Origin of the sequence: Sodaliphilus sp. (assembly GCF_045598405.1) — a bacterium.
Taxonomy (GTDB): Bacteria; Bacteroidota; Bacteroidia; order Bacteroidales; family Muribaculaceae; genus Sodaliphilus; species Sodaliphilus limicaballi.
The window spans coordinates 1-13,797 of sequence record NZ_JAZLLZ010000194.1; the positions used below are offsets into that span (position 1 = coordinate 1).

Genomic DNA, 13,797 nt, shown 5'->3' on the forward strand with positions numbered 1-13,797 from the left:
ATCTGGAGAAAAATGCGTATATTTGTATAGAAAATCAAGCACATAGACATGTTCAAGAAATCGACTACAAATAAGCAACTCGGACTGTTCACGACAGCATCATCTTTGATGTGCAAGCGTGAGAGTAAGCAGTATGACAATGAGAATGGTTGGCACATGCAGTTCTACCGCAATGTCACCAGCAACATCGATGAGGAGGTGTTCCGTCCACTCTTTGACGAGAAGATGGGATGCCCGACGAAAGCCATCCGTCAGCTCGTAGCAATGAGTATACTGAAGGAAGGGGCTGGCTGTTCAGACGAAACCCTGTATGAGAACTGCCGTTTCAATCTCCTCTGGCGTGCAGCACTGGGACTTTTCAATATCGATGACCAGTGTCCTGCAATATCCTCCTACTACCATCTGCGTGAGCTGATTTGTAATTACGAGGAAACGAGCGAGGAACATGAAAACCTGTATGAGAAGTGCTTCCAGAAGCTGACTGCCGCACAGTGCAAGGCATACAAGGTGTCTGGCAAGACCGTACGCATGGACAGCAAGCTCATCAGCAGCAACATCGCATGGTACTCACGTTATGAGATTATCCACAGGACTTTGCTCAAGAGCGTTGACAAGAGCGTTGCACCACGTATCGCTGACCAACTTGTGCGCCTGAAGGCTGAGGATTTCCTTGATGAAGAAGCTTCGAAGACCGTATATCGCTCAGACAGCGAGACACTGGGCAAGCGTCTGCTTGACCTCGGCATCGTCATTAGCCACATACTCAAAGTCCATGCCGAGACAGAACTCGCATTGCTCAGACGTGTGTTCCACGAGCAGTATGATGTAGCCGAAGACGGAACCATCACCGTACGTGACAAGAAACTCATCACCTCGGACAGCGTGCAGAACCCAAACGACACCGATGCCGCTTACCGCAGTAAGGGAGGCAAGAAGGTGAAGGGCTTTGCGGTCAACATCACAGAGACCTGCGACGAGGAAAGCAAGCCTAACCTCATTACCGACGTACAGGTAGAGCCTGCCAACAAAGCGGACAACGGCTTTGTCAAGGATGCAGTCAAGAAGACCAAAGAGGTCACAGGCAACAAGGTGGACAAGTTGCATGCCGACGGAGCCTACCAGAGCAAGGACAACCGTGAACTCGCAGCAGACAAGGAGAATGGCTTTGACTTCATTGCCAACGGAATCCAGGGCAAGCCCTCACGCTTCGACCTTGACCTGCAGGAGGACGGAACGCTTCAAGTTACCGATAAACAGACGGCAGAGGTGATGACCGCCATCAAGGTGAATGACGACAAATGGAAGATACCCGTCAAGACAAAGGAAGGCAAGGATACTTACCGATACTTTGACAAGGCAAGTGCCGAACGCTCCAAGGCCAGACGTCAGACAGAATCCATTCCGTGGGACGAACGCAAGAAGAGGAACAACGTCGAGGCAAGCATCTTCCAGTACTGCTTCCACACGAGGAACAACAAGACACGTTACAGAGGATTGATCAAGCATACGCTCCAGGCAATAGCCCGCTGCGCATGGATCAACATGCGCCGACTTTTCCTCTATGACATCGAAATGTCTCTCCAGATTGCGTAAAATGTTTCAAAGAGCGCTTTGGACCTATAAAAGACCCATGTATTGGGCATATAATCGCTCGTAAGAGCTCATATACGATGCTTTGACCATCCGAAATGGAAAATCTTGCATCACCCCAAATTAACCTGCCGACTCGGGATTGACTCTCGATGAAGCAGAAATGTCTAACTTGAATGCTACTTTTTGTAGCGGAATCTTATATATATATTTATGAAGATACTATACGTGTGTTTTATCAACTACCCTACTCCACCTAAAGTGAATAAACTTGCAAGAAAAAAATAAAATAAAGTTGAACAGTAATTAAATTTGTTGTAACTTTGCACGCAGATTGACATGGTGGCCGTTATGGGCGTTCGCTCCGCTGACGGCTTAAAAAGGGAATCAGGTGAGAATCCTGAACAGAACCCGCTGCTGTGTTTCCCCGCTAACCGCCTGGTTAGCACCTTGTTCAAGTAACCACTGGGGCTACGGCCCTGGGAAGGTGAGCAAGATAGCAAGGGATAAGTCAGAAGACCTACCGCGTCATGTTTAGATTTTGGCTTTCGTGGAATTAGAGCCGAAACACACATGTTGACTCCCCATTTAAGTGAGTGCTCGTGCGCCCCGCAGGTGGCGTGTGTTGCATCCATTTGTGCGCCAGCCGGCACTATGCCCGCGAAATGCCTTGTTGTGTTGAATTTTAACTAATTTATTAACTAAATTCAAAATAACATGAGGCAAGTAAAATTGTATCTAACCCTGTTGTTGCTCATCATGCTGGGCAGCAGCACGGCTTCGGCAGTTATCAAGAAAGCCTGGAGCAGCACCGACGGTGTCTTCTACTTGAAGACAAGCGACGGACTCGAGGAGTACACTGTCGATGGATCAATCACCTTCAAGTGCGTTGCCGATGGCAAGACCATTCCCGGCTATCGTGATGCTGGCGTGGTGTTCGCACCCAAGAATGAAGGTGAACTGATTCAAATCACTGTCAAGAGCATTGACCTTGACGGTGGCAATTATTTGTGTGTCTATAACGGAGCCATCGAGGCGATACGCAGCGGTGTGAGCGACGGTGTAGATCAGTCAAGGTATCTTCCCGCAGGGTGGAAGCACAAGCTCACCAAGGGTAATGTGGGATTGGAGTACACATCAGAGTCGGCTGACGGCAAGCTGTCGTTTGGTTTCCACTCGGGTAGTGCCAATGGTCAGACTGGTTGGGAAATCACAGTGACCAGCCTTTCGCCCAAGGACATGGAGTATGTGTCGGCCACTGCACTCGACGGCAAGAGCGGTATTTACCGCGGCGGCAACGATCAGCCCGTCTTCGGTGCTCGCGTGGTTACCGATGGCGGCAAGAACCCCTTGACGCTCAACAATCTCACCATCAGCACAGCTGCTTTGGCAGGTGAGGCTCAGGTGGAGAATGTGCGTCTCTACAAGGGCGACAAGTTCACCGATGACAACTTGCTCGCTACTGCTGCCACACTGGGCGACGCGCTCACAGCAACTAATGTAGCCCTCAAAAGCGGCAACAACGACTACTGGGTAATAGCTAATGTGCTCCCCGATGCATCTGGCTCAATACCCTCACTTGAAGTGACAGCACTGACAGTTGCTGGCGAGGCTCGCACGCTCACTGCTGCCACTGCACAGGAACTGGCAATCGCCAACACCGTGCTCATGCAGAAAGACCACAAGGTATATACCGTGGGCGATGACATCAATTTCTACGACGACGGCGGCAAAGACGGCAAGATAGGCGAGAAATTTGAAGGTTCTGTTACCTTTGTTCCCGCTACCGCTGGCAATGCCATCAAGGTAGATTTTAGCAAACTTGCTATCTTCAACACATCAACAGTAGGTTACAACGACATTTTCAACTTCTACAACGGCCGTGAGGCTGACGAGGCAAACCTCATCACCACGCTCCTCAAGGATGCCAAAGCGGTGAAGAGCACTGCCGAGGACGGTTCGATGACCATCACCCTCAAGAGCACCACAGGCGTTCCTGCCGACGGCTGGGAGGCCATCGTGAGCCAGTTCCTGCCCGGTGACATGACATTCAAGGCCATCAACGCTGGCAACTGCGGCGTGAGTGATGTTGCTGCCGGACAGACCGACGTGCACATGCTCATCGTGGACGTTGTTACCGACAACCAGTCTAACCCCCTCTCACTCTCTCAATTCACTTTCGCTAGCGAGAGTATGCCCGCCGAGGCACTTGCAGGCATAAAGGTATATGCACTGGGCGAGAAACCCGAGGTAAAGACTAGTGACCTCTTTGGCCAGGCCGATGCAGCTGCATCGATGACCGTCAATGGTGAATATACACTCGTTGAGGGTCATAACTACTTTGCAGTGCTCGCCGATGTTGCCGAGGGCGCAAGCAACGACGACATCATCAAGGTGACACTCACTGGTGCAACCGTTGCAGGCGAGGCTCGCACTCCCGAGTCCCCCGTGACCTCACAGGTTGATGTCACCAACGTGTGCCGCATGACTCAAGGCAGCCACAGCCACAACATCCATGACGAGTGGACGCTCACCGACACCAAGTCGCCTTACAACCCCACTTATTATGACTATGTAAACGCAGTTCATCAGGTAACATTTGTTCCCACTGTTGAGAACAGTGTTATCGAACTCGACTTCTCAAAGTTTGACGTTTATTACGCAAGTTCAAGCTATGGCACAAAGGCCGTGTTCAAGGTTTACAGCGGTGAAACGACTGCTGCCGACAACCTGCTGTGGGAACTCAACGACGCATCGCAGCAGAAGGTTGGTCCCGGCCGCATCCTGCGTTCAACCGCCGCCAATGGCGCTATGACTATCGTCTTCAACCCCAACACCACCAGCAGCTACTATGCTGGCACAGGTTTTGAGGCGTCGGTTCGTCCCTTCGTTAACCACGACATGGAGGTTAAGGAAGTAACCGTGAACCAGACCAGCAGCGAAATCATCTCTACAGGCGCTACCGGAGCCGACCTCATCGACTTCAACGTGGTGACCGAGGGTACTCTCACCTTGAAGACCATAAAGGGCATCACGCTCGATCTCAAAGACAACTATGAGGCAGTGAGCAAGGTGACTGTCCTTTACAGCGGCGACAAGGCCACTACCGACGAGGCAGTTGAATTTGGCACTGCCGACGTGACATCACAGCAGGTTACCGTAGCCGGCGAGAAGGTTCTTGCCGACGGCAGCAACCACTTCTGGGTAAAGGTTGACATCAAGAACGACGCTCAGCCCGAACTCGCGGTTGACGCTCGTCTCGTATCGCTCACCGATGCCGAGGGCAACGCCATAGCAGTGGAGAATGGTGATCCCGAGGGCAGCCGCACCACCAAGAGCATGTACATCATGCAAGAAGGCACTAATGTGGTTACAGTGGTCAACCCCATCATGTTCTATGACAACGGCGGTCCCGCCGAGAACTTCACCAAGGGCTTCAACGGCACCGTCACATTCGTTCCCGGCAAGGAGAACTGCGGTATCGTTATCGACTCAAAGAGTTTTGCTACCGGTTCAAGCTCATACAACAAGTTCGGCCTGTTCAACGGCCGCACTACCGACGAGGCAAACCGCGTGGGCACAGCCACTACTTACTATGCTACCTACGGTCCCCAGAACGTGATCTCAGAGGCCGAGGACGGCTCACTCACCGTCACCTTCAACACCAGCACAGCAAGCTATGCAAGCGTGACTGCTGGTTGGGAAATCGACGTGCGTCTGCACGAGTACAAGCCCCTTGCTGTTGAGACCGTTGAGGCATCGAGCGCTAAGACCGGCGACATCGTGCGCGGTTCTATCAACGAACCCATAGCCAAGGTAAAGGTTGACGTCGTGAACGACAACCAGAAGGTTGAACTCAACAACATCAAGTTCAACACCACCGGCACTACCGCCCTGAGCGACATCAAGGCTGCACGCCTCTACTTCTCGGGCAACGTTGCCGACTTCACTACCGACAATCTCGTGGCCGAGACCGCAACCGTGGGCGAAGAACTCACCTTCACTGCCGAGTCTCCCGTCGAAATCACCAAGCGCGGCACTTACTACCTGTGGCTTGCATATGACATCGACGAGAACGCTGCTGCGGGCAACGCCGTTGCTGCACAGCTCGTGAGCCTGGACGGCTGCACCGACACCACAACTGTCACTGCTCCCGCCATCACACGCAACATCAAGGCTGGTTTCAAGGGCACTTACACCATCGGTAAGAGTGACAATGCCGACTATGCTACATTTGCTGCCGCAGTGGCTGCAATGAGCGTGGGCGTTGAGGGCAATGTGCGCTTCGAGGTTGAGGACGGCACATATGCCGAGAACATCGTGCTCAACTCTATCCCCGGCACTAACGCTAACCACACCGTCACCTTCGCTGGCAAGAGCGGTAACCGCGACGCAGTGGTCGTTACAGGTTCGGGCAATGTGGGCAGCATCACCGTTGAGGGCAGCGATGTTAAGCAGGGTATGGTATTCGTTAATGCTACCCCCTATGTCACATTCGAGGCAATGAGTTTCGTTCCCGCAAGCCAGAGTTATCCTCACGCTGTTCACTACTTCAACAAGAGCGGTAACTTCACACTGCGCAACTGCGTTGTGAAGGCCGATCCCATACTGAGCGGTTACAGCGGCATGAACCTCGTGAAGGGCGAGTGCACCAAGGCTAACGGCAACGTCAACAACAACGTGACTATTGAGAACAACCTCCTCTCGGGCGGTTACATCGGCGTCTATGCGGGTGCCTACGGCCTCGTGGCCAACATGCGCGAGACAGGCCTCGTGGTTCGTGGCAATACTGTCACCAACGCCGGTTCTAAGGGTGTATATGTAATGGACGAAATCGGTGCTACCGTTGAGAACAACATCATCACCCAGAGCGTTACGCAGAAGACCAGTTACAGCGGTATCGACATCTATCGCAACAAGGGTCAGTTTGTGGTTCGCAACAACGTTATCGTCAACAGCCACAACGCTTACAGCAACGGTATCTACCTGCGCCAGGAAAGCGAAGGCGACGCTAACGCTCCCGCACGCGTTTACAACAATGTGGTTGCAATCACAGCATCACCCACCAACAGTACTGCCGGTGCGCAGATCAACAGCGACTGCAACAACATCGAGTTTGTTTACAACACCGTGAGCGTGGCTGGAACCAACGGCTACACATTCTACAACGGCGGCAGCACAAGCAAGTGGGAACACATGCTTATCGCTAACAACATTTTCCAGAACACCAGCACAAGCGGCATGGGCGCGCTCTTCTACAGCGACGAGTTCATGAGCAAGGCTGTTATTGAGAATAATGCATGGTATGTGGCAAGCGGTACTATCGTTAAGGACTATGCTGCCACAATCGACGCTCTCAACAGCCACGACAAGGCCCAGAACAACTGGGTTGAGCAGGCTGAATTCCTGAGCGAGACCGACCTCCACCTCATGAGCGCAGGTACCCTGGTTAACGGTACCGCAATCAGCTATGTGGACACCGACGCCGACGGCAAGACACGTGCCCAGGTTCCCACTGTGGGTGCATACGAGTTTGCCGAGGTTGTTGAGGAGAAGCCCGAGATTGCCGAGGGTTATCCCACAGTGAGCGGCATCACCGAGAATAGTGCAGTTGTTAAGAGCAACTGGAGCGTGGGCGGCAAGCTCTACGCCAAGGTTGTGGCTCAGCCCGCAGGCGAGGCTAACGCAGCTCCTGCTGCGGCTCCCAGCGTGGACGATATGCTCGCAGTCACCCCGGTTGACTACACAGCCGGCACCGATGCCGAGAGCACATTCAGTGACCTCACTCCCAGCACTACCTACAAGGCCTTCCTCATGGTAAAGAGCGCACTAGGCGTGAAGAGCGACATCGTGGAGACCGAGGCATTCACTACCCTGCGTCACATCGAGCCACTCGTGCTCTACATCGAGCCCATCAGCGGCACTATCAACGCCGGCGAGACAGGTTCGGTATATGCAATGGTTGAAGGTGGCGACCAGCCCTACACATGGGAATGGCGCGACCAGATGAACAATATCGTGGGCGACGCCGAGATGGCCGAGGTTACTCCCGACTACACCCGTGCTTACTTCGTTAAGGTTACCAGTGCCGACGGCCAGACCGTTGAGGGCAAGACTGCTGTCATCGTTCATGGCGAGGCAGTGACCGCTACATTCGACGACTACTATCTGCCCGAGGAGACAGCCATTATCCCCGTCGATGACGACGTGCTTTACAGCGGTTCTTACGGCTTCCACGGCTTCGGCGGTTCTTATGGTCCCTCTACTACCTACTGGAACGGCTTCGCGTTTGCCAACAAGACAGCCAGCACATTTGCCAGCCTCAACGACCAGTACAACACCTCTATGGGTGGCGGTCGTGACAGCGAGGGATATTGCATCGCTTATCCTTATGGCGTTTACAGCATCGATGTCACCAACAGCGTTGACGGCGATGTCATCAAGGGTATGTACATCAGCAACAATGCTTATGCGATGAACAGCATCCTGCACGGCGACGGTTTCAGCCAGCCGTTCAAGAAGGGCTCATGGTTCATGGTGACTGCCACAGGCAAGGCTGCCGACGGCACAAGCAAGACCGTGGACTTCTACCTCGCCGACTACCGCAGCGAGAACGCTCTCGATCACTACGCACTCGACACATGGCAGTGGATGGACCTCAGCAGCCTGGGTAAGGTTAAGAGCATCCACTTCACCATGAGCGGCAGCGACAATAGCCAATGGGGCCTCAACACTCCTGCTTACTTCGCTATGGACGACTTCAATGGCACTCGCGACGAGATCACTGCTTCGCACGACATGACTGTGGGCGAGAGCACGCTTGACCTCACCGAGTACTTCGAACTTGATAACGACGGTTCGACTATCGCTTATGAGATTGAGAACCAGGGTGAACCCCAGTCGAGCATCAATGTTCTTGAAGACGAACCCATTGAGTTCACTATCGACGGCAACAACCTCAACATCAATGCTACCGAGGCCGACGTTGAGCGCACTGTTGTTGTCAAGGTTACCCAGAAGGGCAAGAGCCAGTACCTGCGTCTCACCGTGAGCGTGACCAGCGTGACTAGCATTGGCGACCTCAATGTTAGCAGCGACAAGGCTTACAAGACCATTGAAAACGGCCAGGTAATCATTGTGAAGGGCGACAAACGCTACAACACAATGGGCCAGAAAGTCGTTAAATAACCTGCCCGCAATGTCGATTATATAGTAATTGATAGATTAGTCATAGTAACAATAGATTAATTTATAGTAACAACCCTTCATCCAAAGCAGCCGATGCACCACAACCGCACCGGCTGCTTTATTTCTATATAGTTGTGCTCTATTTGAAAAATTAGTATTATATTTGCATTTGAAAAAGATAGTGTAATGTTGAAGGAAACCAAAGACAAATCATTTTTCCTTGCCTTCTGCATTGAGCAATACAAGCAGGCAAAAGGCATGAGCGGAACAGATGTGGCTGAGATGTTCTTTGCCACAGGTCTTGCTGCATATTTGACCGATAACTTTGAAGTATTGCACACTCAAAGCCATCAATGGATTATCGAAGAAATCGATGAATATCTAGAGAGGAGGAATGAACTATGAAAGTTTATCATGGTAGTTTAGAAGTTGTTGAATTCCCTGAGATTCGCAAGCCTAACCGCACACTAGATTACGGTGCAGGTTTTTATACCACCACCGATATGGAGCAGGCTAAAAGTTGGGTAATGCGACACAAGGGAAAAGCAACCATTGGTTATGTCAACGTTTATGAAATAGACATAGATAAGGTTCACAATGCACACACATTGTGGTTTGATAGTCCAACGGAAGAATGGATTGATTTCGTTGACAACAACCGCAATTATCGCGGATTTACGCATGATTACGACTTTGTGTATGGGCCGGTAGCCAACGACAGGGTTTATGCAGCATTTGCTTTATATGAGAGCGGTGTGTTGAATAAAGAAGAACTCATTCGCGAACTCAAGGTATATAAACTTGTAGATCAGTTGCTACTGCACACTGAAGCAGCATTAAAAGAACTTAGTTTTATCAAAGCAATCCCCATAGAACTATGAACCTTGAAGTAACTCAAAACAATCTTTACCTTTTTCTGCCTGGTAAAATAGCAAACGTTGCCGCAATAATTGCCGACAACGAAAATTGCCCCATCTACGAAGCGATGAGGCGTTTCTACGCATCTCCAACCTACACCTCTCTCGCCCAAGAAGAAACAAAATACTGGCACCTAGGCGCCGTCGCCCTCTACGAAGCCTACGTTTCAAGTAAGTATTGATGTAAATACCCCTATTTTTGCGGTGATGAAACGCAACTATCTCACTCCGGCACGCGAGCAGTGCCACCAGCTCAATGCCCTGGTTGCTGCGATTGCCGCCGTTTCGGGCTAAACTTTCACGCCTTGTGGGTCATGATGTCGAGCACCATGCGGTCGGTCTCGTTCATGCCGTCGGAGCCCACGCGGGTGAGGTTGTGAATGCAGCGGTCCACGTCGTCCTCAATGAGACCCTCGGCCGATGTCACATGACGGTTCTGGATGGCGAGCATTGCCGAGAGCACTGCGGTAGATACTCCGCTGGTCACTTTGAGCGCGCACGACGGCTTGGCACCGTCGCACACCATGCCGGCAAGGTTGGCAACCATGTTTTTCACGCTATATGACACCTGGTCGTAGTTTCCGCCCATGAGATAGGTGATGCCGCACGAGGCACCTGTCGATGCCACAACGCATCCGCACAGCGCCGAGAGCTTGCCTAGCGACTGCTTGATGTAGATTGCGGTGAGGTGTGAGAGTATGAGGGCGCGCACCAGTTCCTCGTTGGTGTTGTGGTTTTCCTCGGCAAATACCACCACGGGCATCGTGCACGAAATGCCCTGGTTGCCTGATCCCGAGTTGCTCATTACCGGAATGGGAGCACCTGCCATGCGTGCGTCGCATGCCGACGAGGTGGCCGAGAGAATGTGGCTGAAGATGCTGTCGCCCATGATGCCCTTGCCCAGCGGACGAGAAAGCGTCTTGCCCAGCGCGTGGCCGTAATTGCCTTTGAGTGCCTCGCGCGAAGCGTTCTCGTTGAGACGGCGGGCTTCCTTGATGAACTTAATTTCCTCGAGAGGTGATGTGGTGGCAAAGTCATACACCATGCGCAGCGTGAGGTCGCACTCATCGTGGTTATCCTCGTCACGGCCATGGGCGAGAGGTTTGTCGAGCTGCACATTGCCGTCTCTTGCCACTTTCACAAAGTGGGTGTGGTCGTGGGCAATGACGGCAGTGGCGGTGTGGCCTGCGTCGTCGCTCACATTCACCTCGATATATAGTTTCTCGCTGATGCCTTCTTTCAGGCCGATAGAGATGCGTTTCTCGGCAATGTAGGCCTTGCCCTGCTCCACGGCGCTAGGTGTGACGTCGCGCAGCACTTCCAGGCCGTAGGCGCTCTTACCCACCAGGCAGCCCAGGGCGATGGCGATGGGCAGTCCCACCATGCCTGTGCCGGGAATACCCACACCCATGGCGTTTTTCAGTATGTTAGCGCTCAGCAACGCCTCGATGCGTGCCGGTGTGCATCCCAGCGTTTCGGTGGCACGTGCCACACACAGCGACACGGCCATGGGTTCAGTGCATCCGATAGCCGGAACAACCTCACGTTTGATCAGTGCGATAATCTCTTCGCGTTTATTTCTCTCAATCATTTTAGGAGTTGTTTATGTTTTTTGCAAAGGTAATAAAAAATTAGTACCTTTGCAACCGCATTATGCAAGGATTGAGATTATATAAAGACGAGAAACTGTGCAGCCGCACTGCTGTGGGCATGCTGTTCGGTGGCGATGGCAAGGCAACTATCGCCTACCCGTTGCGTGCCGTGTACCGCTTTCACGCGCCTCGTGAGGGTCAGGTACATCCGGCCCAGTTCCTCATCACTATCCCCAAGAAGAAGATACGCACCGCCGTGGGCCGAGTGCTGCTGCGTCGTCGCACGCGCGAGGCCTATCGCCTCAACCGCGATATCCTCTATCCGGTGCTACAGGAGAGCAACCTTGCCGCAGACATAGCATTCATCTACCTATCGACCGAGAAGATGGACTACGCCAAGATCCAGGAGAAAATGCAGGAACTGCTGCGCCGCATAGCCCGCGACTCACAACAACACATAGCCTCCCTATGAAACGAGTGTTCAACATAGTGATGCATGCCCTGGCGTGGTTGCTGTTGCAGCCCATCTACTTCTACCAGCGTTGCATTTCACCGCTCACGCCTCCCGTGTGCCGTTTCACCCCCACATGCAGCCAGTATGCCGTAGAGGCTATCAAGAAACACGGGCCCTTCAAGGGATTCTTGCTCGCCGTGTGGCGCATCTTGCGATGCAACCCCTGGGGCGGCAGCGGATATGACCCCGTGCCGTGACCAGAAGTGTTAGAGATTAGAGATTAGAGATTTTAAGACATTAAGAATTAAACCTTTAAACCTTTAAACCTTTAAACCCTTACCCCCTTAACAATGCTCGATATCCACACCCATAACCTGCAAGCCTCGTGCGACGCCGTGATCAGCGTGGCACCGTCGCAGTTTGCCCCTGTGGCGGGTAAACTATACAGCGTGGGCATCCACCCGTGGTTTAGTGCCGAGGAAGCCGCGCGTGAGCTCCCGTTGCTGGAGGATGCTGCCTCGCACCCGCAGGTGGTGGCTCTGGGCGAGACAGGGCTTGACGGAGTCAAGGGCATGGACATTGAGCTGCAACAACGTTACTTTGCCGCCCACATCGACCTTGCCAAGCAGATGCACAAACCCGTCATCGTGCACATGGTGCGCACCTCGCAGCAAGTGGCCAAGGCGTGTCGTGGCGCCGGTGTGCCCGTTATCATCCACGGCATGCGTGGCAACGAGAACGTGGCTCGCACGCTCATCGATGCCGGTTTCTACATTTCCTACGGTGCACACTTCAACCCCGCAGCACTGCAAGCTACCCCACTCGACCGACTGCTTGTGGAGACCGACGACACGCCTGTTGCGATAGAGACCGTGCTAGAAAAAGTGTCGCAGGCCCTCTCCATCCCCACCCCCGCACTCACCCTGACGGTGCAGCGCAACGCAGCCACAGTGCTTTCGCTCTAACCCTACACGGCGGTGTCGTTAATGTCCAAAAACGTCATCTCGGCATTTTGCACCGAGAACCACACAAAGTTGTGGCTGGTGTTGAATGAAATGGCGACATAAGGATCTATGTAGTCAGATTCGCCCAAGCAAAGTTCCACGTTCACAGTGTCTTGTGGCACGAGGGGGTCTAGTCCTTGGCCTATGGCATCGAGGTAAGAAGGGGCGTGCTTCACCGCATCGAGAATGCTGTCAATGTTATTCTGCGTCATTATGAGCTCCTTGGTGACGATGCTTCGGTGCTCGGGGTTGTCAAGCACTTTGCCTTTCACGAGCAGTTGCGCATCGTGCCACGGGCCTATGGCGATGCGACCCGACCACATTTTACATTTTTTCTCGCTTGTCGCCTTTGAGGTCAGTTCACCCAGTCCGTCGTAATAGCGGGTGAAGTTTTGTTCTTTGATTCCAAGCACTTTGCACACCAGGCCTGCGATAAAGCCAAACAGTAACGCAAACGGTAAGCATATAAATGCTATGCCAATGAAAAACCACTCAATAAACTTTGTCATAATTGTGTGTGTGAATTTTTAGATGTGAATAATTATCAATACTCGTCTTCTTCCCAACCGAAGTCGTCGTTGGTGACAGGAATGTCGGGCCAAATGTCATAGATGCTTTCGATATACTCGCCGTCATCCTCAAGTTCTTGAATGTTGTCAATCAGAGCCATAGGGGCGCCCGACCGTTCTAAATATTCAATCAACTCAGCCTTGGTGCAAGGGAAAATGTCATTCTCAAAAAAAGAATTCCACGCTAGTGTAAAATACATAATGTGTTAGTTAAAAAGTTATTATATATATTCAATTAACAACTATTTTTGTCATATTCCAAACCCAAATGTAAATTTTTTAATTGATTTTCGTTCGCTGGTAGAACCTAATAATGACTCACGGTTACTCAATTGTTATTAAATAAAGAAACCCGTTTTTCAGACCCTATACATCAAGGAACGTGGTTAGTTCCTCTATGTATTTGAGCTTTGTGATATCCTCCCATTGGCCATCCTTCTCTGTTCGCACCTTCTTGTATTTTGAGAGCATTCTGAATATCTG

11 protein-coding genes and 1 riboswitch are annotated in these 13,797 nt (G+C 52.1%); of the genes, 8 read left to right on the forward strand and 3 right to left on the reverse strand.

All coding sequences use genetic code 11. The features are described 5' to 3' along the window. Window positions 1–48 precede the first annotated feature (48 nt). The 5 genes from ACKI3C_RS12690 (at window position 49) to ACKI3C_RS12710 (ending at window position 9,877) form a co-directional block, all read left to right on the forward strand. Window positions 49–1,593: a transposase gene (locus ACKI3C_RS12690; protein ID WP_407405641.1), complete on the forward strand. Its 1,545-nt coding sequence runs from the start codon at window positions 49–51 to the stop codon at window positions 1,591–1,593. A gap of 320 nt (window positions 1,594–1,913) precedes the next feature. Beyond that, window positions 1,914–2,133: riboswitch (cobalamin riboswitch) on the forward strand. A 174-nt stretch (window positions 2,134–2,307) separates the two neighbouring features. Next, window positions 2,308–8,778 (forward strand): DUF4465 domain-containing protein, encoded by a 6,471-nt coding sequence (locus ACKI3C_RS12695; RefSeq protein WP_407405643.1) that lies wholly within the window; start codon window positions 2,308–2,310, stop codon window positions 8,776–8,778. Between the two features lie 186 nt (window positions 8,779–8,964). Then, window positions 8,965–9,183: a DUF3791 domain-containing protein gene (locus ACKI3C_RS12700; protein WP_407405645.1), complete on the forward strand. Its 219-nt coding sequence runs from the start codon at window positions 8,965–8,967 to the stop codon at window positions 9,181–9,183. Beyond that, window positions 9,180–9,659: a DUF3990 domain-containing protein gene (locus ACKI3C_RS12705; protein ID WP_407405647.1), complete on the forward strand. Its 480-nt coding sequence runs from the start codon at window positions 9,180–9,182 to the stop codon at window positions 9,657–9,659. Before ACKI3C_RS12700 ends, ACKI3C_RS12705 begins: the two co-directional genes overlap by 4 nt. Continuing rightward, on the forward strand, window positions 9,656–9,877 hold the full coding sequence (locus ACKI3C_RS12710; RefSeq protein ID WP_407405649.1) for a hypothetical protein: 222 nt from the start codon (window positions 9,656–9,658) through the stop codon (window positions 9,875–9,877). Before ACKI3C_RS12705 ends, ACKI3C_RS12710 begins: the two co-directional genes overlap by 4 nt. Window positions 9,878–9,993: 116 nt before the next feature. On the opposite strand, the gene ACKI3C_RS12715 is transcribed toward ACKI3C_RS12710, so the two are convergent. Beyond that, the gene (locus ACKI3C_RS12715; RefSeq protein ID WP_407405651.1) at window positions 9,994–11,286 is read right to left on the reverse strand and encodes a serine dehydratase subunit alpha family protein; all 1,293 of its coding nucleotides are present in this window, start codon (window positions 11,284–11,286) and stop codon (window positions 9,994–9,996) included. A 62-nt stretch (window positions 11,287–11,348) separates the two neighbouring features. On the opposite strand from ACKI3C_RS12715, the gene ACKI3C_RS12720 reads away from it, so the two are divergent. The 3 genes from ACKI3C_RS12720 (at window position 11,349) to ACKI3C_RS12730 (ending at window position 12,706) form a co-directional block, all read left to right on the forward strand. Then, window positions 11,349–11,759, forward strand: a complete 411-nt coding sequence (locus tag ACKI3C_RS12720; protein WP_407405653.1) for a ribonuclease P protein component — start codon at window positions 11,349–11,351, stop codon at window positions 11,757–11,759. Further along, window positions 11,756–11,998, forward strand: a complete 243-nt coding sequence (gene yidD / locus ACKI3C_RS12725) for a membrane protein insertion efficiency factor YidD (protein WP_407405655.1) — start codon at window positions 11,756–11,758, stop codon at window positions 11,996–11,998. The genes ACKI3C_RS12720 and yidD overlap by 4 nt, the downstream gene beginning before the upstream one ends. A gap of 93 nt (window positions 11,999–12,091) precedes the next feature. Next, complete coding sequence (locus tag ACKI3C_RS12730) at window positions 12,092–12,706, forward strand: TatD family hydrolase (protein WP_407405657.1); 615 nt, start codon at window positions 12,092–12,094, stop codon at window positions 12,704–12,706. Window positions 12,707–12,708: 2 nt separating this feature from the next. Here ACKI3C_RS12730 and ACKI3C_RS12735 read toward each other — a convergent pair whose 3' ends face one another. After that, a complete protein-coding gene (locus tag ACKI3C_RS12735; protein ID WP_407405659.1) occupies window positions 12,709–13,254 on the reverse strand; it encodes a hypothetical protein in 546 nt (181 codons plus the stop codon). A gap of 35 nt (window positions 13,255–13,289) precedes the next feature. After that, a complete protein-coding gene (locus tag ACKI3C_RS12740; protein WP_407405661.1) occupies window positions 13,290–13,514 on the reverse strand; it encodes a DUF2795 domain-containing protein in 225 nt (74 codons plus the stop codon). Window positions 13,515–13,797: the final 283 nt, after the last annotated feature.

Bases quoted from the DNA above. Each gene is read 5' to 3' on its own strand.
- ACKI3C_RS12690 (WP_407405641.1), top strand. From the start codon at position 49: ATGTTCAAGAAATCGACTACAAATAAGCAACTCGGACTGTTCACGACA.
- ACKI3C_RS12695 (WP_407405643.1), top strand. From the start codon at position 2,308: ATGAGGCAAGTAAAATTGTATCTAACCCTGTTGTTGCTCATCATGCTG.
- ACKI3C_RS12700 (WP_407405645.1), top strand. From the start codon at position 8,965: ATGTTGAAGGAAACCAAAGACAAATCATTTTTCCTTGCCTTCTGCATT.
- ACKI3C_RS12705 (WP_407405647.1), top strand. From the start codon at position 9,180: ATGAAAGTTTATCATGGTAGTTTAGAAGTTGTTGAATTCCCTGAGATT.
- ACKI3C_RS12710 (WP_407405649.1), top strand. From the start codon at position 9,656: ATGAACCTTGAAGTAACTCAAAACAATCTTTACCTTTTTCTGCCTGGT.
- ACKI3C_RS12715 (WP_407405651.1), bottom strand. From the start codon at position 11,286: ATGATTGAGAGAAATAAACGCGAAGAGATTATCGCACTGATCAAACGT.
- ACKI3C_RS12720 (WP_407405653.1), top strand. From the start codon at position 11,349: ATGCAAGGATTGAGATTATATAAAGACGAGAAACTGTGCAGCCGCACT.
- yidD (WP_407405655.1), top strand. From the start codon at position 11,756: ATGAAACGAGTGTTCAACATAGTGATGCATGCCCTGGCGTGGTTGCTG.
- ACKI3C_RS12730 (WP_407405657.1), top strand. From the start codon at position 12,092: ATGCTCGATATCCACACCCATAACCTGCAAGCCTCGTGCGACGCCGTG.
- ACKI3C_RS12735 (WP_407405659.1), bottom strand. From the start codon at position 13,254: ATGACAAAGTTTATTGAGTGGTTTTTCATTGGCATAGCATTTATATGC.
- ACKI3C_RS12740 (WP_407405661.1), bottom strand. From the start codon at position 13,514: ATGTATTTTACACTAGCGTGGAATTCTTTTTTTGAGAATGACATTTTC.